The organism is Pseudomonas baetica, from assembly GCF_019733355.1.
GTDB lineage: Bacteria > Pseudomonadota > Gammaproteobacteria > Pseudomonadales > Pseudomonadaceae > Aquipseudomonas > Aquipseudomonas baetica_A.
On sequence record NZ_JAIHLQ010000073.1, the window covers coordinates 1 to 19133 of the forward strand.

Genomic DNA, 19133 nt, shown 5'->3' on the forward strand with positions numbered 1-19133 from the left:
AAAATCTCACGGCGGGTTCGCTTACGTTTACCTGCGTACTCGGCATCGGCGAAAGAAATCTGCTTCATGGGGGGATCAACCGTTCAGCTCATGTGATGGGAGATATTTCACCAGATTTTGAAACCTTTTTCAGAGTTTCCCTAGGTGACGGCTCGACGTATCTGATCCATCTCGCCGCCGACATAATCATCAGAATCGCAACGCCAGCCGCACTGGCGAAGGCCAGCAACAGATTACATTTTTCGTCCACTTGGGAGTTCGACGCCAGCGCACTGGGCAATGTCGAAATAAAACTGGAAAAAAATCAACTGCAGATTGGAACGTGTACGGTTCATCTACCAAACTACGACAGTGAAGACCTTGTCGATCAAGTGCGTGTCATCACCGCAAAAGGCATTGTCAAAACTGTCGACCTCTCCTTCGACACAATTTATTTCGATGGCCTTGATGCCAGGTTTTTCGAAGCCCCTGACTACAGAGCCGCAGAGTTGCCCGAAGAATTCATCGCCATTGCCGACAAGGACGTCAGGGTCAGGCATATCAGTGTTATTGACAATCGAGCCGGAATACTCAGGTATAGCTTTGCCAAACGTAGTTGGCTGCTGGACACCGAAATTATTGATTACACGAAACTACAGGTCTTGAACCGCTGCACCCACCAGATATCGGGTCTATCAATGCCCGCTTTCGCCATAAATCAGCCTGCCCCACCAACACACAATACGATTTAAACCCGACAACTTCTTGCGCACTCGGAAGTTAAAGCACCCAGGTATTCACGAGTGGTGATGGAGTGCGGCCTGCCCCCACGAAAAGGCAGTTTCTCCTGCTGTCAAAAAATCCAATGGATGGAATAAACCTAAATGATCAAGCCAACAAAAAAAGTGTCTGTTACTACCACTGGGTCCGGCACTACGAGTACAACGAGTACAACGACACGATCTGTTGACTATCTTTCAGGTAACCGCGGTACATCACACCTTCCCGACGTATACCTGCCTGGCATCGGCTCAACGTCCGCACAGCACTCATCAAATATCTCTCAAGGCTCCACCACTCGTGCGCCCAGCGTCACGGTCAGCAAGATGCCCGACGCAGGGCTCGACACCTATGGCACCGCTCGCAGCGAGATTGCCTGGCCTCAAAGCCGATTCAACGAGTTGATTCCGCTCGCAGACAACACGGGATTGTTCACTGGACCGGATCTGCGAACCTACGCCCAAATCGGAACAGAGGGCCAGTTCGTTGTAGAACAGAATCGGCAAGGAAAATATTACGTTCCACTTTCCTTTGCTCCCGGCGTTCCTGGCCCGATTCTGACGAAAACTCAAGGCCAGGCCAGTTGGCGCATCGAACAACCGGGCTGGCAGCTTACTCAGACTTCGAGCGCTGAAGCCGTAAAACTGCAAACGCCGTCCTACCTTTCACCCGATAACGCAGCAAAGCTGAGCAAGGCTGAACTCTCAGCGCAAGGAATCCGTTACAACAAGCTCAAGCAGACCTATGTCGATACGGCAGAGGGAACCGTCATGGTGCGTCAAAACGCCGATGGCGACTATCAGCAAGCCTTTGCCGCGACAAGTGACTCACCCGCCATTTTTTTTGAACAGATTCCCGGGACAAAACTCTGGCGCCGAAAAGCACAGAGCACGACGACAGACGAAAGCGGTGCACCGGACAATCCTCGCCCCGTCGCCGAGCGTGACGAACCCACACCCGGACCGAGCAAGCGAGCGCGACTCAATGAGCCCGAGGACTCCATATCGCCGACGAACGACAACAGTGCCTCATCGGTCCAGACACCCTACTTCTGGCTACCATGGGGCAATCTGTACCCACCGTCATCAGTAGATTCCATCCAGCTCGGCTGGCTCCATTATCCAATCGTGCCCATCGGCTCTGCGCCCAACAGCCTGCCCAAAGTGTACTTTCTACAGCACCCCGAATTTGCACCGGCACACTTCGATGCCTTTGAGCACATGCTGCAAACAAATCCCGAACGCCAACCTGTGGCAACGTTTCGTATCGGTACCGAGCCGGGGGAAATCCGTCCCGGTAAACGTTTTTTTGAAAAGCCCTTGTCGCAATCCGTAGCCGATACATTTCCGGATTTCTCTGATTTCACTTCGCGGGCCGTCGCCAGGAAACTGTTTGAACTGTCCGATAACTCGCCCACCATCACAGGCACCGGGCTGATTAACATTCAGGCAGTCTTGCACCAGTGGAACCAAAAACCGTTTCCCGCCGCACCAGCTTACGCAGACCCGATGAACATGCTGCCCGTGGTGACATCCGTTGATATCGGAAACAAAAGAATCCTTCCGCTGCACCCCCAGGGTGATGGAGATTTACAACGGCTCACCTTCGATCCAACACACTTTCCGGTCGAATGGCATCACTACCTGACCTATCCAAGCGACCTCAATCTCAGACGCCTTGTCGGCGCATTGCTGGTTCGCAGCGGCTACGACATCTTTCCCCTGACATATGAACACCGCAGTCCTACGTTGGTATTCAGACGCACAAATCATCAAGAGGTCTTTTATCTCAAACTGGGAACGGTCGGAGATCCCGGTCTATCGCATCCCCCTGGCAACGAACTCTCTGATCCGAATTTGCCACAAAGAATCGGCAGCGCCGCCTTGCTCGCTCTTCAGAGCGCCGAGGCCCAAAACAAAGTGGTCTGGCTGGTAGGCGGTGTGGCGAAGGTTGCGTCGAATCCGGTAGCGGTGGTCATTATTAGAGAGCGCTGATTGTCGTTTCTTCCCTCGCCGGCCAACCGGCGAGGGGGCGTCATATCTGCCATCTACAAGCCGGTAATGCCTTGCATCATTGTCTTCGGATCAAGACATATATACCGCACGCGCCGACGCCGTTTTACCGAACATCGCTCCCTTGAAGACTCGCCGCAGGCAACCTCGCAGTTGCGCTTCTATTTGCCCGGCGCGTCCTTCGGATAAGTGAATCCATAATTCATCGGAGCAACGCAATGTTAAAGCCATCCAAAAAAAAGCCAGGCTCGCCTTCACCGCAGACGTCTACGACAACACCAAGAAGCCCGTCGCCGCTTGCAGATACCCACAGCGACCTCGCCTTACCTGCCCCTGGCGCTGCAGGTGGGGATCCGATATCGGGGGCCCACTCATCCATTGCCTTGCCAGGAACATCCATATCGCGCGACAGCGTCATCATCACTCGCCTGCCAGATCACCAGCCCACACAGCATTCTGCTACCGCGGCACGAATCCAGGACACTCCAACAGCCCATCAGGTTCCGGTTGTCGATACATCGCTTGGCGACAGGCCAAAGCATCCGGTGTTCATCGATGCCAAATCAGCCGCCCACCTGAAAAGAAATCCAGCCACATCGGAAGGCATCCGCTACGACAAGTTCAAAAAGGCGTATGTCGAAATGGAAGGCGGAATTGTCATGGTGCGCAAAGACCGGGACGGTTACCGTCAGACCCACGCAGGGGAGTCGAGCCCTTCCGGTGAAAGGGTTGAACAAATTCCCGATACAACCCTCTGGCGCCAAATTGAACCTGTCAACGCCCCCTCGAAACGTCCTCAGCCCGAGATTGATCAAGCCCCTGCCAACGAGCCTGAAGTGACGGCTGGCCCAAGTAAACGCCCCCGAGTGTCGGATGAAACCAATGTCGCGACCGATGCCGGTGCACTGGTGCAGAATCTTTTCCATCAACAATCGAGCGCACTGGACTTGTCCTTGGGCCAATGGAAAAACTGGGGGAAATCCACAAGACCGGAAGCAGGCGAGTCCGTCGAAATAGACGGACTGCACTACCTGATCGTAAGCCAAGGTTTACGCCCCGAGACCGGTCTGGTCTATTTGCAACATCCAGCATTCGCCCCTGATCACTTCGACGCATTCGAAAACATGTTGCGCAATGAACCTTTGCGCCAACCAAAGTGGGCGCTGAAACGGGATGGCCAATGGAGGGTTCTGGATAACCATCCGCCGTTTACATTGCCCTTGACCCAATACGTCTCCACCGCTTTCAACTACCTGTCGGAACATTCGACGAGTGCTGTCGCCCGAGCCGTCTTTACGCGAGCCAGCCGACCTGAAGGGATCAACGCTCATGGACTCTCGGTGATGGCCCTGACACTTCGTCACTGGACAGACCGGGTCAATAACGAGAAAGTCTTGCACAGCCTTTCCGATCCGTTGGTCATGTTGCCAAAGCTGCAAACACAGCCCTCCCCTCTCGTGCCTGGCGGGCTGCTTACTCTGCCGAACCGCGGCTCCGATCTTTTGCAGCGCCTGGACTTTGACCCGCAGCGCTTTCCCCAGGAATGGGGCATCTACACGGCCGCACCGACCAGTGCCGTTTGCACAACCTGTTCAGTTTCGTCCTGCAACAGAGTGGCTATAGCATCAACCCTTCCACGCGGCAGCACAGCGAAGACGCTTTGATATTTCACCGGCAAGGTGTTGCGGCCGTGTTCGTATTAAAACTTCCAGGTTTCACCGGCGATACCGTTCCTCGTAGCACGACGACTGGTTCAGAACTCACCAATCCAGAGTTTCGAAACAAACTAAGCTCGGGGGAAAAAGAGAAACTGGACAGCTATCTGGCACAAAACGAAATCGTCTATTTAATCGGCGGTGTACAAGAGTCATCCCCTTACACGCCGACGCTCTTCGTGGTGAGGGAAGGATAACGTTCGTTATTGAGTGTGAACGCTTTACTGCTATCAGCCGAATGTTCTGATGGTGTTTTACTGGCTGTTTTTGGCTCTAGTCTTCAGCACGGTATCGCACAGTACAAAACCTTAAATTTAAATAAAGAGAATCTATTAATGGCCAAACCACCGAAGCCTGTACACGGTATTGCTGCGCCCGATACATCCCCAATGCCCAGAAGTCCTTCGCCGGGTGCTCTGGACAGTAATCGGCTGAACTTCGATAGCACTTCTTTGAGATTTGCGGGCAACAATCAAACACCCACAAATTCCTCTCAGGGTTTTACCGGCAGCACTTCGCCGCCGTCTGTAAGGGTCAGTGAGATGCCTGATACCCACCCGAAAACCGTTAATGCCGCTCTACGCTCGATGACGTGGCCTGCCGATCGGTTGCACATGTTGAATCCTCTCGGGTCTGACAGCGGTCTTTTCACCAGTCCGGATGGCAAACTCTATGCTCACGTCGAAAATAAGGGGTATATCCTTGTCCAGCGCCAGGGCGATGGCCGTTATCAGGTGCCTTTCGACTTCACGCCGGTGCTGCCTGGCCCTTTCCTGAGCAAGTCCGAGCGCCAGCCGACCTGGACCTTCGAACGTCCGGACTGGCTGACTACAGATGTCGAGACGGACAGACCACGAACCACCGTTGATGATCCCCCGCCCCCTGAAGCACCGGCATTCCTTAACGCTTGGGACGCGGCCCAACTCTCTCCCGCAGAGAACACGCCGGACGGAATCCGACATGATAAACATCGCAAAGCCTACGTTGACACGGTAGACGGAACGGTCATGGTGCGTAAAAACGCCGCCGATGAGTATCAGCAAGCATTCGCGACGACAACCTACTCTCCGGATATCTATTTTGAACGGATCCCCGCGACGAAAATCTGGCGTCGCAAACCCCCGAAAACCGATGCCATACCGGAGCATTCGCAGCAAGACAGGCGTCGCCCCCCAACCGACATTGAAGAGCCGATGCCGGGCCCAAGTAAGCCACCGCATCTGGATGACGACCCTCACCCGACACAAACGTTGACCGAGAGACTGCTATCAGCCAACCCGCAAGCGCTTAATCTGTCTTTTGGGCTGTGGCGAAACTGGGGAAGAAAAATACAACCGCCACTGGGCCAACACATTGAGATAGACGAGCTTTACTATCGCATTGTCCAGCAGACGCTCAATTCCGATTCCCGGCTCGCTTATTTGCAACATCCTTTGTTTTCACCCGCGCTGTATGACGCCTTCGAATACATGCTCCGCGACAATCCGTCTTTGCAACCAAAGTGGGCGGTCAAAAGAAATGACCGGTGGATAGTACTGGACCGGCGTTTCCCTTTTGAAATGCCCATCACTCAATATATTTCCCGGACGTTCAGATATTTGTCGGATCAATCAGTAAGTTTTCTTGCCCGAGCCATATTCAATCAGGCAAATCGATCCGAAATCATCACCGCTCATGGGTTGGCTGTCTTGAACCAGACATTTCGCTACTGGACGGACAGGCACGTCCTGCAACCCCCACGACGAGAACTCGCTGACCCCTTGTTGATGTTGCGCGACCTCTTCAGCGAACAAGGCAGGGGCCACGGTACATCATTGGCAATTCCTTCGGTATTGGGAGAAGGCTTGCAGCGCCTTGATCTTGATCCAGGACGATTCCCTCACCACTGGAACGAGTATGCAAAGGCGCCTGCAATATCCAGCTTGCGAACGCTGTTCAGTCATGTGCTGGAGGATGACGGTTATGTCATGAATTCCACATTTCAGCCGCACAGCGAGGATGTTTTGCTGTTTCACCGGGAAACAATCGACGCGGTATTCGTATTGAACCTACCCAACATTATCGTGGGGAGGCTACAGCGTTCGATCGCCCCGGGGTTCACACTGACCTCTTCCATGTTGCAGACCCGGATCGGTCAGCAACAGCACACTCAGGCCAACTATAAAGACGCAAGCAACGTTATCTATCTGCTCGGAGGTGTTCAAACGGACGCTCTGGGGCAGACGACGCTGTTCATCATAAGAGAGCGATGATCAGAACGATTAAGACAGTAATAAATCTCGAAAAACAAGTTACTCCGACCTGAAAATATTGAATCAATGCACACACCAGATTCCAGATCTATTCAAGCTTTCATTACCTGATCATTGATAGTGATGTTCTTCCGGGGCGTGGCTGGGAGAACATTCAGAATATCTCAGCGGGTGCTGTCAGGTGGGCGGGACGATTGCACTAATCTGACGAAAAAAAGCCCGCAGTGTGAGCGGGCGAAAGACCAAAGAAGCTATATGCGCAGTCGCTTCCCGGTAGGGGCAGCTGCTTGGGGGTCAGCTGCCCCGATAGGTGGAATAGCTGTAAGGCGAAATCAACAATGGCACATGGTAGTGATCCTGTTCGGCAGAGATGCCGAAGCGCAGCACGACCACGTCCAGAAATGCCGGCTCAGGCAACTGGACGCCACGGGCGCGGTAGTAGTCGCCCGCATGGAACTGAACCTGATAAACCCCGGTACGATAGTCATCGCCTTGCAGCAGCGGCGCATCGACCCGGCCATCGCTGTTGGTGAGTGCACTGGCGACCAATTCCAGGTGCGAACCTTCAACGCGGTAGAGCTCGACCTTGATCGAGCTGCCCGGGCAACCGTGTGCAGCGTCCAAAACGTGTGTTGTCAAACGTCCCATTGATTCTGCGCGCCTGGCCGCAAAGAGCAGTCAGACTTCGCGCCTCCCGAAGTCAGTTGAAAAGGAGACCGCACCAATTCGGAGCACGAAAAGTTGCGGCGAGCGACTGATTAAGACACTTTTCAAAAAAATTGTACACAATAAAAACGACATTTTTTACTTCACCCCCGCCATCCGGGACTTTACCCTCGATCCGCCAGCGAAGCGCCTGGTCATTGCACCTCCTATCCATTAGCTGACTGGTCAGGCAGGTTTCTTGCAGGCTCACGCCATTAGCAGTAAAAGATGACAGTCGTCGAAAAATGCAAAAAATCAGGCTTACAAATTGAGAATAAAGTTGTATACAATCAGCCCATCGCTGTGACGCCAGCCTGCCAGGCCGCCACACAACTCTGTCAACGAATAAGAAGGAAGACTGCAGTGAGCGCTGACTACCCACGCGACCTGATCGGTTACGGCAGTAACCCTCCTCATCCACACTGGCCGGGCAATGCCCGCATCGCCCTGTCCTTCGTGCTCAACTACGAAGAAGGCGGCGAGCGCAATATTCTGCACGGCGACAAAGAATCCGAAGCCTTCCTGTCCGAAATGGTTGCCGCTCAGCCGCTACAAGGCGCGCGCAACATGAGCATGGAATCGCTTTACGAGTATGGCAGCCGTGCGGGCGTCTGGCGGATCCTGAAACTGTTCAAGGCATTCGACATTCCGCTGACCATCTTCGCCGTGGCCATGGCCGCCCAGCGCCACCCGGATGTGATCCGTGCGATGGTCGACGCCGGTCACGAGATCTGCAGCCACGGCTACCGCTGGATCGACTACCAGTACATGGACGAAGCGCAGGAACGCGAGCACATGCTCGAAGCCATCCGCATCCTCACCGAACTCACCGGCGAGCGCCCGTTGGGCTGGTACACCGGTCGCACCGGCCCGAATACTCGTCGCCTGGTCATGGAAGAAGGTGGTTTCCTCTACGACTGCGACACCTACGACGACGACCTGCCCTACTGGGAACCGAACAACCCGACCGGCAAGCCGCACCTGGTGATCCCGTACACCCTCGACACCAATGACATGCGCTTCACTCAGGTGCAGGGTTTCAACAAGGGTGACGATTTCTTCGAATACCTCAAAGACGCGTTCGACGTGCTCTACGCCGAAGGTGCCGAAGCGCCGAAGATGCTCTCGATCGGTCTGCACTGCCGCCTCATCGGCCGTCCGGGTCGCATCGCTTCGCTCAAGCGCTTTATCGAATACGCCAAAAGTCATGAACAGGTGTGGTTCAGTCGTCGCGTCGACATCGCGCGCCACTGGCACGAAACCCAGCCGTACCAAGGGGCCGCCAAATGAGCCGCTTTCAAACTCTGCAACCGTCGACCCTGAGCCGCGACGCCTTCGTCAAAGCCTTCGCCGACATTTACGAGCATTCGCCATGGGTGGCCGAGAAGGCCTACGACCTGGGCGCAGACGCTTCGATCGACGAGATCGAAGCCCTGCACCAGCGCATGAGCGACATCCTGTTGAGCGCCGATCACGCCAGTCAACTTGCGCTGATCAACGCTCACCCGGACTTGGCCGGCAAAGCCGCCGTCCAGGGCCAACTGACCGAAGCCAGCACCAATGAACAGGCTGGCGCCGGTATTCACCAATGCACGGCCGAAGAGTTTTCTCGCTTCACCGAGCTGAACGACGCCTACAAAGCCAAGTTCAAGTTTCCCTTCATCATGGCGGTAAAAGGCAGCAACCGGCATCAGATCCTCGCGGCGTTCGAAACGCGCATTCACAACTCGGTCGATACCGAATTCAAATGCGCGCTGGCGGAGATCAACAAGATTGCCCTGTTCCGTTTACTGACCCTCTAGCGAAGCCTGACCCGAGTACATCAGACGCGGAGAGTACCCAGGGTCTTGCAAGCATCCCAAGCCAACTTATTAAAGGCAGACAAGAAGAATGAAAGCTTACGCCGTACCTTTCGAGAAGTTCGTCAACCTGGCCGATGCCCGTCTGGGCACCAAAATCATCTCGGTCACCGATGACTGGTTCGCAGACGCCAATCGTCTGTTCCAACCGACCCCGGCCGTGTGGAAGGAGGGCGTGTTCGATGACAACGGCAAGTGGATGGACGGCTGGGAATCGCGCCGCAAGCGCTTCGAAGGCTTCGACAGCGCAGTGATTCGCCTGGGTGTGCCGGGTTCGATCAAAGGCGTGGACATCGACACTTCATTCTTCACCGGCAACTTCCCGCCATCGGCCTCCCTGGAAGCGTGCTTCCTGGCCTCTGGCGAGCCTGACGAAAACACTCAATGGACTGAAGTGCTGTCGGCCGTCGAGTTGCAGGGCAACAGCCACCACTACCACGAAATCAGCAACGACGAAGCCTTCAGCCACCTGCGCTTCAACATCTACCCGGATGGCGGTGTTGCCCGTCTGCGCGTGTACGGCATTCCGTTCCGCGACTGGTCGACAGTTGGCGACAACGAACAGGTTGACCTCGCCGCTGCCCTGAACGGTGGCCGCGCCCTCGCCTGCTCCGATGAACACTTCGGCCGCATGAGCAACATCCTCAACCCGGGCCGTGGCATCAACATGGGCGATGGCTGGGAAACCGCACGTCGTCGTACCCCGGGCAATGACTGGGTCATCGTCGCACTGGGCCATCCGGGCGAGATCGAAAAAATCATCGTCGACACCCTGCACTTCAAAGGCAATTACCCGGACACTTGCTCGATCCAGGGCGCATTCGTGAAAGGCGGCACCGACAGCCAGATCGAAACCCAATCGCTGTTCTGGCGCGAATTGCTGCCAAGCCAGAAGCTGGAAATGCACGCCGAACACACCTTCGCCGAGCAGATCAAGGCACTGGGCCCGATCACCCACATTCGTCTGAACGTGTTCCCTGATGGTGGTGTGAGTCGCCTGCGCGTACTGGGCAAGGTCGCTAAGTAAGCAGTGAAGCCATTCGCGAGCAGGCTCGCTCCCACATTTGAAATGCAATCCCCTGCTCGCGAATGCGTCAGAACCAACAACACAGAATTCGGATAAGAAGAACAGCATGCGCACACTGACGATTGAACCGCTGACCAAAGAAGCCTTCGCCCCTTTCGGTGACGTGATCGAAACCGACGGCAGCGATCACTTCATGATCAACAACGGTTCGACCATGCGCTTCCACAAACTGGCGACGGTCGAAACCGCCACGCCGGAGGACAACGCGATCATCAGCATCTTCCGCGCCGATGCGCAGGACATGCCGCTGACCGTTTGCATGCTGGAACGCCATCCGCTGGGCAGCCAGGCTTTCATTCCGCTGCTCGGCAACCCCTTTCTGATCGTGGTCGCGCCACTTGGCGATGAACCTGTATCAGGCTTGGTCCGCGCCTTCGTCACCAACGGCAGGCAGGGCATTAATTACCATCGCGGCGTCTGGCACCACCCGGTGCTGACGATCGAAAAGCGGGATGACTTCCTGGTGGTTGATCGCAGTGGCACAGGCAATAACTGCGATGAGCATTTTTTCAAAGAGGATGAGCGTTTGATCCTTGCCCCCCACCAATAAGAGAAGGTCTGATCACTCGACAACAAGAGTGACAGGCGAGAGGTAAAGACTGTGGAAGCACATCTGTTGGAATGGCTGAACCTGAGCGTGCGCTGGGTTCACATGATTACTGGCGTGGCCTGGATCGGCGCGTCGTTCTATTTCGTCTGGCTGGAGAACAACCTCAACCGCGTCAACCCGAAAACCGGTCTGGCCGGTGATCTGTGGGCGATCCACGGCGGCGGTATCTATCACCTGGAAAAATACAAACTGGCCCCACCGGCAATGCCGGAGAACCTGCACTGGTTCAAATGGGAAGCCTACTTCACCTGGATGTCGGGTATCGCGCTGCTGTGCGTGGTGTTCTACTCCAACCCGACGCTTTATCTGCTGGCTCCGGGCAGCACACTGAGCGGTCCTGAAGGCGTGGCCATTGGTATCGGCTCGCTGTTCCTGGGCTGGTTCATCTACTCCTTCCTGTGCGACTCGGCCCTGGGCAAACGCCCTGCTCTGCTCGGTTTCATTCTGTTTGTGCTGATCATCGGCGCGGCGTATGGCTTCAGCAAAGTATTCAGCGGTCGTGGTGCATACCTGCACGTCGGCGCGATCATCGGCACCATCATGGTCGGTAACGTGTTCCGCATCATCATGCCGGCGCAGCGCGCACTGGTTGCCGCGATTGCCGAGAACCGCACACCGGACCCGGCGCTGCCCGCCAAAGGCTTGCTTCGCTCGCGTCACAACAACTACTTCACCCTGCCGGTGCTGTTCATCATGATCAGCAACCATTTCCCGAGCACTTACGGCAGCCAGTACAACTGGCTGATCCTGGCCGGGATCGCCGTGTTGGCCGTGTTGGTGCGTCACTACTTCAACACCCGTCACGACAGCCACAAGTTTGCCTGGACACTGCCGGTTGCAGCGGTGGGCATGATCACGCTGGCGTACGTCACCGGCCCTGCGCCGATGCCGACCTCGCCTGAAGTGGCGAAGGCGCCAGCCAAAATCGAGTACCAACCGTTGCCGGAAACGGCACTGGGTGGTGGCGCGAAACCGGCTGAAGCCGCACAACCGGCGGCACCTGCCGTAGCGCAGGCACAAGCGTCCAACGCCGGTCCTGCGTTCGACAAAGTGCACTCGGTGATCCAGGAACGTTGCGCCGTCTGCCACTCGGCCAAACCGACCAGCCCGCTGTTCAGCGCAGCCCCGGCTGGCGTGATGTTCGACACCCCCGAGCAGATCCGTCAGAACGCGGCGCGGATCCAGGCGCAAGCCATCACCACGCAGATCATGCCACTGGGCAACATCACGCAGATGACCCAGCAGGAACGTGACCTGATCGGTGCGTGGATTGTGCAGGGAGCCCAGACCAACTAAGCCACAAAAGCTTCGCGAGCAGGCTCGCTCCCACAGAGATCGCGCATTTCCTGTGGGAGCGAGCCTGCTCGCGAATCGCCTTAATGCGGTTTACCTGATGCAAAGAAACAGCTGTGAGCAACCCGACAGCTGTTCAATCACAAGAATAAAAAAGATCCGAGGTGTTGCATGTCCGAGCTGTCCAAAGCGCGCATCCCCGACGCACCCGCCATTCAGCGTTTGCCCCTTTTGCAACTGATCCTGGTCGGTTTGCAACACGTTCTGCTGATGTACGGTGGCGCCATCGCGGTGCCGCTGATCATCGGACAGGCCGCTGGCCTGAGTCGTGAAGAAATCGCCTTCCTGATCAACGCCGACCTGCTGGTCGCCGGCATCGCCACCATCGTGCAGTCGCTCGGCATCGGTCCGATGGGCATCCGCATGCCCGTGATGATGGGCGCCAGTTTTGCCGCTGTCGGCAGCATGGTCGCCATGGCAGGCATGCCCGGTATCGGTCTGCAAGGGATCTTCGGTGCAACCATCGCCGCTGGATTCTTCGGCATGATCATCGCGCCGTTCATGTCCAAGGTCGTACGCTTCTTCCCGCCGCTGGTGACCGGTACAGTCATCACCTCGATCGGTTTGTCGCTGTTCCCCGTGGCCGTGAATTGGGCCGGTGGCGGTGCCGCTGCTGCGCAATTCGGTTCACCGATTTATCTGGCCATCGCCGCATTGGTGTTGGGCACCATTTTGCTGATCCACCGATTCATGCGCGGGTTCTGGGTGAATATTTCCGTGTTGATCGGCATGTGCATCGGCTACGTGTTATGCGGCGCCATCGGCATGGTCGACCTGAGCGGCATGGCCAACGCGCCATGGGTTCAGTTCGTCACCCCGCTGCATTTCGGCATGCCGAAATTCGAACTCGCGCCGATCCTTTCGATGTGCCTGGTCGTGGTGATCATCTTCGTCGAGTCCACCGGAATGTTTTTGGCGCTGGGCAAGATCACCGACCAGGAAGTCTGCCCGCGCATGCTGCGTCGCGGTTTGATGTGTGATGCTGCGGCGTCGTTTTTCGCCGGGTTCTTCAACACCTTCACCCACTCCTCCTTTGCGCAGAACATCGGCCTGGTGCAGATGACGGGCGTGCGCTGCCGCTCGGTGACGATCGTTGCGGGAGGCTTGCTGATCGTTCTCAGCCTGCTGCCCAAAGCGGCGTTCCTCGTGGCGTCGATTCCACCGGCCGTGCTCGGCGGTGCGGCGATTGCGATGTTCGGCATGGTCGCAGCGACCGGTATCAAGATTCTGCAAGAAGCCGACATCGGTGACCGTCGCAATCAGTTGCTGGTGGCGGTGAGCATCGGCATGGGGCTGATCCCGGTGGTCCGTCCGGAGTTCTTCGCGCATCTGCCGATGTGGATGAGCCCGATCACCCACAGCGGTATCGCCATGGCAACTCTCAGTGCGCTGACGCTGAACTTGTTGTTCAACATCCTCGGCGGCAAAGAGCGCGCAGCGATCAACGACTGCCACGCGCAGCAGCATTAACAGCACCCCGCACAAGGGCTAGCAGTTCTGCGCCTCAAACAATAAAAACAAGAGGGAGCACCCGATGATTCGCACGCAATCGAACTCGCTATTGAGTGGCGGCCTGCTCGCCGCATCCCAAGCCATGGCCGGCAACTTACGGCTGTGGCAGACCACCAGTCTGAGCGACTTGTACGGCAAGAACTTCGGCCAGAAGATCGAGTTCGGCCCGATCAAGGGCGTCCTGCTGGCGATGACCTACGAGCACGGCGAAGGTGCACTTTTAAGATGACCCGCAACCGTGCCCCATTCCTGTTGTCGGTGCTCTGTTGCGGGGCACTTGAGAGCTGGCCGAGGAGTCAGTATTCTCCGCGGCCTCTTGAATTCGGTCTAAAAAAAAGCCCGGATTTAATTTCTGACCGAAAAGCCAACTTATCCCGGCGCCGGTCAGTACCGAGGCATCCCGAAAACACACTCAATCGACTGTTTTTCAGCAGACGAGAGGGCGTTTTTTTGCTTTTCGAAAGCCTTGGCTCAGCTTTTGCTAACAGCATGAAAGCTGACCGTTTGGATGACTTTTGCAGTAACGAACAAAGGCGCCACACCAGAGCGCCGATCTTAAAAAAATAAACGTGGAACACCTACTTTGGGAGCAACCGAATGAAACGTATGTGCACCAGCCTGATGCTCGCGGGATCCATGCTGGCCGGCGGCCAGGCCATGGCCGATGGTCTGCTGCAGTGGCAGAACAACAGCCTGACCTACCTCTACGGCAAGGACTTCAAGGTCAACCCTGCCATTCAGCAGACCGTGACCTTCGAGCACGCCGACGGATGGAAGTATGGGGACAACTTCCTGTTCGTCGACAAGATCTTCTACAACGGTGACAAGGACTTCAATAACGGCCCGAACACCTACTACGGCGAATTCAGCCCACGCATCTCGCTGGGCAAAGTGCTCGACCAGAAGATCGAATTCGGCCCGATCAAAGACGTCCTGCTGGCGATGACATACGAGTTTGGCGAGGGTGACACCGAGTCCTACCTGATCGGCCCGGGCTTCGACCTGGCTATCCCAGGCTTCGACTACTTCCAGTTGAACTTCTACCAGCGCCACACCGAAGGTTCGCGCCCCGGTGACAACGTCTGGCAGATCACGCCGGTCTGGTCTTACACCATTCCGGTCGGCGATTCGAACGTGCTGATCGACGGTTACATGGACTGGGTGGTCGACAACGACGTCAACAACCGTGGCGAATACCACGCCAACCTGCACTTCAACCCGCAGGTCAAATACGACTTGGGCAAGGCGCTGAATTTCGGCGAGAAGCAGTTGTATGTCGGCGTCGAGTACGACTACTGGAAAGACAAGTACGGGATTGACGACACCCGTGCGTTCACCACCAATCAGAACGTGACCAGCTTCCTGGTGAAGTTCCACTTCTGATCCCGCGGCGTCCTCAGGGGCGCCTTCGCGAACAAGCTCCCACAGTGATCCGTGCCGTTCACAAAACCTGTGGGAGTTCGCCCGCAATGATGCCCGCCAAGACAATACAGCGTTCAAACAAAACCAGATCGCTACTAAAGCCGGTTTAATAACTTCTGCGCCTGTGCAATACATGGCAACAACCCAAGGATATACAGAAGTAAAAACCCAACATTAACATGTCGCCCGACGTTCAATATAAAGACCACTCGAATAAGGATATTCAAATGGCCACCCCCTTCCAAGACGCCCCGATACATCATGATGCGGTTGTCATAACCGAACTCGAACCTTTGGGCCCCAATCAACACACTGATTCGACGCTTGATCTGAGCACCGAAATAAATAACAGGAAAAATGCGCAAAGCAACGAAAAAACAAGCCAACTGAAAATAAATGACAGTGTCTTTGGCCCAATTGAAATCGGCCCCATATCCGTAACACGAGTATCCCTTGATGCGCTAGGCGCAAGAATTGACGGCCAGCCTTTAAATGGAAAAAACACATTTTTTCGAGTACCGAAGCGTTCCTTCATCAACGCGTTACAGTTCAGCTTGACCGATATAGAAAGCATTATGAAATCGGCAACCGGCCGCGACAGTTACTTGTTGCCAGATCTGCTGTTCGAAATAGCCAGCCGGCGGCCGATAACTTCTCCGCGAATGATCAGAGAAGGCACCGAAACTACTGATGACGCAGGTAAACTTCGCAGTCAATTAAAAAAACTATTGAATTCAGCACACAAACTGGATCTGCGGCACGCTAATTTACCGAAAAATCCGCCTCATTGGATATCGAAGACGTTGAGCAACTTCACGCTTGGCTCTAGCGTCGGCATTCAGGCATTCGGAATATTCATGGGGATTCGCGGTTTGTACTACGCGTACAAAGCCCACGATTCTACTGAATTTAAAATCAACGGTGCCGGTCTACTCGCCGAAGTGGGCTCTGTTATCACCGACGTCACAATTACTCAAGAAGCCACGCGAATGCTCAAGGCTGGCCAGAATGCCTTCAAGGATTTTGCCAAGACGCGTACCGCGATCAGATTGAGCCGCTCAGGTGGCTTGGTCGGGGGAGTACTGACCCTGCCGTTCGACATCACCACGGCAGTCAGATCATTCATCGCAGCGGAAAATGCCACCGGCAAGGCAGCGATGGATCTCTATGTCAGCGGCGGCCTGAGTGTCGCCAGCGGCGCGATGACCATCATCCTTGGCTCCGCAGCCATGGCCGGTTTCTCGGCCGCAGGTCCCGTGGGCCTTGTCGCCGGAGCAGTGATGGCTTTCGGCTCACAGGTCTATGCCGCTGTACGGGTAGTTGATGACATCGATGACTACATCGAACTCACTGTCGAAGAACGCTGGCGCACAGGCTGGTTTGCATTCTGCTTCATGGATCCGGACGAAGACGTCCAGAATCGTTTTCTCAGCGCCAAAGCCAAGATCGACCACGCAAAACAACTGAAGCAAACGGCCAGAGCATTGCTCGACGTCCAATTGAAGGACACCACCGAAGCCGTCGTTAACGGTAGTTTCGACGTGGAACTCGAACCGACCCTGGAAGGCCGTCATCACTGGTTAACCAGAAAGTGGGAACGGCATACCGTCATGAAGCCAAGAATAAAGGACGGTAACGATATCATTGACGGCCGAAACGGGGTGACGGGCGAAACTCCCGGTGCTGAATTGGGCACAGCAGGAGCGGAAAAAAGCATCCTGTGGTTCATTGGCGGCGGTGATGACTCCATTGAAGGGGTAGAAAAGAAGCCGAACGCCTTCTACTACGGCGCTGGAAACAAACAACTGACAGGCGGCGAGAAAGATGACCTCTTCGTCTTCCAGGGCGCAAAAATCAACAACCAGACAATTCCAGAACTTTCTGATCGCTGGACGTTGAAGGGGGGGGAAGGCGACGACTCGTTGATCCTGGGCAGGATTGATTTAATGAACCATCACCAGAAGCAGCCACAGGCCGGATATGACGTCGACTTGCCGGCCGGTACGGTCCATGCGATCACTGCAGGCTCCACGGCGGAAAGCGGGAACAAACGTACCCCGCTCGGCGTTGTCGAGAGCATCGAAAATGTCGTAACCGTAGCGCATGCGTCCAGCACCGTGACCGGAACCGATGAGCGCAACGTCATCAAGGCGCATGGCGCCGACATCATCAGAGCGGGGGCAGGAAACGACATCATCCAACTGCTGGCCTCGGGTGCAGAAGCCTGGGGTGGTGCCGGCGCAGATGAATATTTCATTGCCCATGTTCCCGGGCAAATATCCATCACCGAAGACGGTAAAGAGAACAGCATTATTGAACTGGGCTGCCGAAAGGACCTGATAGATGGTTTCGAGGTGAGAGCGGATAACTCCCTGTTGGTCACGTTGAATTTTGACATGGACGATTCGCTGAAAACCCGTGTAGTCATACACGACGTTTATGAAGAAGTAGCGAATAAACGTCAGTTAAAAAACAAGACACTGACATTCGTTACCAAGGACGGTTATCACCTGACCCCGGATCTCCCTGAAACAATAACTTACTCTCAACGCGAATACGTCACAGCGGTGATCACCCGACAAGGAATCCCCGTAGAGCCGACGATTCTCTACACCCCTGATTGCTCTATCGAGCACCAGAGATTCACCAGTTACTACCTCCCACGCACCGATAAAAACATCACCTTCCATTCTGTAAAACGCCCCAATGAAGCCATCAAACTCTATCTGGATTACGCGAGCACTGAACTGACAAAGATAGAAGTATCCTATGGTGCCTTTGTGAGTCAAAAAAGCGAGATCGACATTCAATGTGACTTGATCTACACACTCGATGAAAAAACACTAACACTTCGAAATTTTTCGAGTTGCAAACTGTCGACAAACATGGGATTCATCCTGGAGCACATGCGTGAACACCCCAACCAACAATACTTGTTGATTTTCAACGACGGCCTAATGGCCAATGCCGGACTCACCACCACAGAAGAACCTGCGGACTATAAAACATCTGGATTCATGCGTTGGAAACATATCATTCAGTTGCCGCTGCGCTACCGACGAGGTAAATACCCGTTTGAACTTCCTGAAAATGAACCCTATAAACTGAGCTCAGAGAGGGCCTGCGCCAAATTTGCCTCTCATCCCGGGCAAACGGCGATGGAGAGCCTGGAAGGTGAAGGCGGCACGTACTTCCTTCATCTGGCAGCCAACATGACCATCAAGATTTCAACGCCGGGCGGTCTTGCCAGCGCCAGCGTGCGATTGCCGCACTCTTCCACCTGGCATATCGATGCTACAGCGCTGGGCACTATTGAGATAAAGCTGAATGACAACAAACTGTACATCGGAAGTTGCACTGTTCATCTGCCGGTCTATGAAGACAGCGCGGACATTATCGACAGGGTGTACGTGACGACCGAAGAAGGCATTATCCGGACGGTCGATCTTTCCTTCGACCAAATTACAGTCTCCGGTATTGATGCCCGTTATTTTGTCGAACCACCGGCTTACCCCGCCACCCTGCCCGACAGTCAAGCATTGCTTGGAGATCATGAACTTCCAGTTCTCCATGCCCAACTGTACAACCACCCGGACAAGCGTTTGCTCTACAGTTTTCCAGGACGTCACTGGGTAACCAGGCCTTCAACAGCCAACACCATTAGCAGATCAGACCTAGGGAAGGTCTGAAGTAAGACCTTCTTTTTCCAGCAAATCGGGCGTCAGGCTGTAAAAAAGAGAGCACTTCGCTGAAACTCTAGAAATATCGACTTTTTTCGATGAATAAGCCTGTTTTAAGCACTTATTAATCCTTAATTTCCATACTGCGGACGCACCTGTCCTATAGG

Annotated in this window: 13 protein-coding genes and 2 pseudogenes; 14 read left to right on the plus strand and 1 reads right to left on the minus strand. The window is 55.1% G+C overall.

The window, feature by feature from the left end; genetic code table 11:
- The 5 genes and pseudogenes from K5E40_RS33015 to K5E40_RS33030 all read left to right on the plus strand — a co-directional run.
- Positions 1-731 (plus strand): annotated as a pseudogene (locus tag K5E40_RS33015) (hypothetical protein); the annotation flags it as partial.
- Between the two features lie 132 nt (positions 732-863).
- Positions 864-2753, plus strand: coding sequence for a hypothetical protein (locus tag K5E40_RS33020; protein WP_221734290.1), 1890 nt, complete (start codon positions 864-866; stop codon positions 2751-2753).
- A gap of 236 nt (positions 2754-2989) precedes the next feature.
- A complete protein-coding gene (locus tag K5E40_RS33025; protein WP_260456225.1) occupies positions 2990-4435 on the plus strand; it encodes a hypothetical protein in 1446 nt (481 codons plus the stop codon).
- 26 nt (positions 4436-4461) lie between these two features.
- On the plus strand, positions 4462-4683 hold the full coding sequence (locus K5E40_RS35285) for a hypothetical protein (RefSeq protein WP_260456226.1): 222 nt from the start codon (positions 4462-4464) through the stop codon (positions 4681-4683).
- A 15-nt stretch (positions 4684-4698) separates the two neighbouring features.
- Positions 4699-6738 (plus strand): hypothetical protein, encoded by a 2040-nt coding sequence (locus K5E40_RS33030; RefSeq protein WP_311775996.1) that lies wholly within the window; start codon positions 4699-4701, stop codon positions 6736-6738.
- Between the two features lie 294 nt (positions 6739-7032).
- Here the strand turns inward: K5E40_RS33030 and uraH are convergent, their stop codons facing one another.
- Positions 7033-7386 (minus strand): hydroxyisourate hydrolase, encoded by a 354-nt coding sequence (gene uraH, locus K5E40_RS33035; RefSeq protein WP_011333195.1) that lies wholly within the window; start codon positions 7384-7386, stop codon positions 7033-7035.
- A 420-nt stretch (positions 7387-7806) separates the two neighbouring features.
- Here uraH and puuE point away from each other — a divergent pair, with 420 nt between their 5' ends.
- The 9 genes and pseudogenes from puuE (at position 7807) to K5E40_RS33080 (ending at position 18975) form a co-directional block, all read left to right on the plus strand.
- The gene (gene puuE, locus K5E40_RS33040; RefSeq protein WP_221734291.1) at positions 7807-8733 is read left to right on the plus strand and encodes an allantoinase PuuE; all 927 of its coding nucleotides are present in this window, start codon (positions 7807-7809) and stop codon (positions 8731-8733) included.
- Complete coding sequence (gene uraD, locus K5E40_RS33045; protein WP_221734292.1) at positions 8730-9245, plus strand: 2-oxo-4-hydroxy-4-carboxy-5-ureidoimidazoline decarboxylase; 516 nt, start codon at positions 8730-8732, stop codon at positions 9243-9245. Before puuE ends, uraD begins: the two co-directional genes overlap by 4 nt.
- Before the next feature lie 88 nt (positions 9246-9333).
- Positions 9334-10329, plus strand: a complete 996-nt coding sequence (gene alc / locus K5E40_RS33050) for an allantoicase (protein WP_221734293.1) — start codon at positions 9334-9336, stop codon at positions 10327-10329.
- A gap of 106 nt (positions 10330-10435) precedes the next feature.
- Complete coding sequence (locus tag K5E40_RS33055; protein ID WP_008005655.1) at positions 10436-10939, plus strand: ureidoglycolate lyase; 504 nt, start codon at positions 10436-10438, stop codon at positions 10937-10939.
- Positions 10940-10990: 51 nt separating this feature from the next.
- Positions 10991-12295 (plus strand): urate hydroxylase PuuD, encoded by a 1305-nt coding sequence (locus K5E40_RS33060; RefSeq protein WP_221734294.1) that lies wholly within the window; start codon positions 10991-10993, stop codon positions 12293-12295.
- A 168-nt stretch (positions 12296-12463) separates the two neighbouring features.
- Positions 12464-13822: a nucleobase:cation symporter-2 family protein gene (locus tag K5E40_RS33065; RefSeq protein ID WP_221734295.1), complete on the plus strand. Its 1359-nt coding sequence runs from the start codon at positions 12464-12466 to the stop codon at positions 13820-13822.
- Positions 13823-13886: 64 nt separating this feature from the next.
- Positions 13887-14078, plus strand: a pseudogene (locus K5E40_RS33070) (hypothetical protein); the annotation flags it as partial.
- 383 nt (positions 14079-14461) lie between these two features.
- Positions 14462-15247 (plus strand): outer membrane protein OmpK, encoded by a 786-nt coding sequence (locus K5E40_RS33075; RefSeq protein WP_221734296.1) that lies wholly within the window; start codon positions 14462-14464, stop codon positions 15245-15247.
- Between the two features lie 266 nt (positions 15248-15513).
- Positions 15514-18975 carry an interferon alpha-inducible IFI6/IFI27 family protein gene (locus tag K5E40_RS33080; protein ID WP_221734297.1) on the plus strand — a complete coding sequence of 1154 codons (3462 nt, stop codon included), beginning with the start codon at positions 15514-15516 and terminating at the stop codon, positions 18973-18975.
- The last annotated feature ends 158 nt before the right edge of the window (positions 18976-19133 follow it).

Bases quoted from the DNA above. Each gene is read 5' to 3' on its own strand.
- K5E40_RS33075 (WP_221734296.1), top strand. From the start codon at position 14,462: ATGAAACGTATGTGCACCAGCCTGATGCTCGCGGGATCCATGCTGGCC.
- K5E40_RS33080 (WP_221734297.1), top strand. From the start codon at position 15,514: ATGGCCACCCCCTTCCAAGACGCCCCGATACATCATGATGCGGTTGTC.
- uraD (WP_221734292.1), top strand. From the start codon at position 8,730: ATGAGCCGCTTTCAAACTCTGCAACCGTCGACCCTGAGCCGCGACGCC.
- K5E40_RS33025 (WP_260456225.1), top strand. From the start codon at position 2,990: ATGTTAAAGCCATCCAAAAAAAAGCCAGGCTCGCCTTCACCGCAGACG.
- K5E40_RS33065 (WP_221734295.1), top strand. From the start codon at position 12,464: ATGTCCGAGCTGTCCAAAGCGCGCATCCCCGACGCACCCGCCATTCAG.
- K5E40_RS33020 (WP_221734290.1), top strand. From the start codon at position 864: ATGATCAAGCCAACAAAAAAAGTGTCTGTTACTACCACTGGGTCCGGC.
- uraH (WP_011333195.1), bottom strand. From the start codon at position 7,386: ATGGGACGTTTGACAACACACGTTTTGGACGCTGCACACGGTTGCCCG.
- K5E40_RS33055 (WP_008005655.1), top strand. From the start codon at position 10,436: ATGCGCACACTGACGATTGAACCGCTGACCAAAGAAGCCTTCGCCCCT.
- alc (WP_221734293.1), top strand. From the start codon at position 9,334: ATGAAAGCTTACGCCGTACCTTTCGAGAAGTTCGTCAACCTGGCCGAT.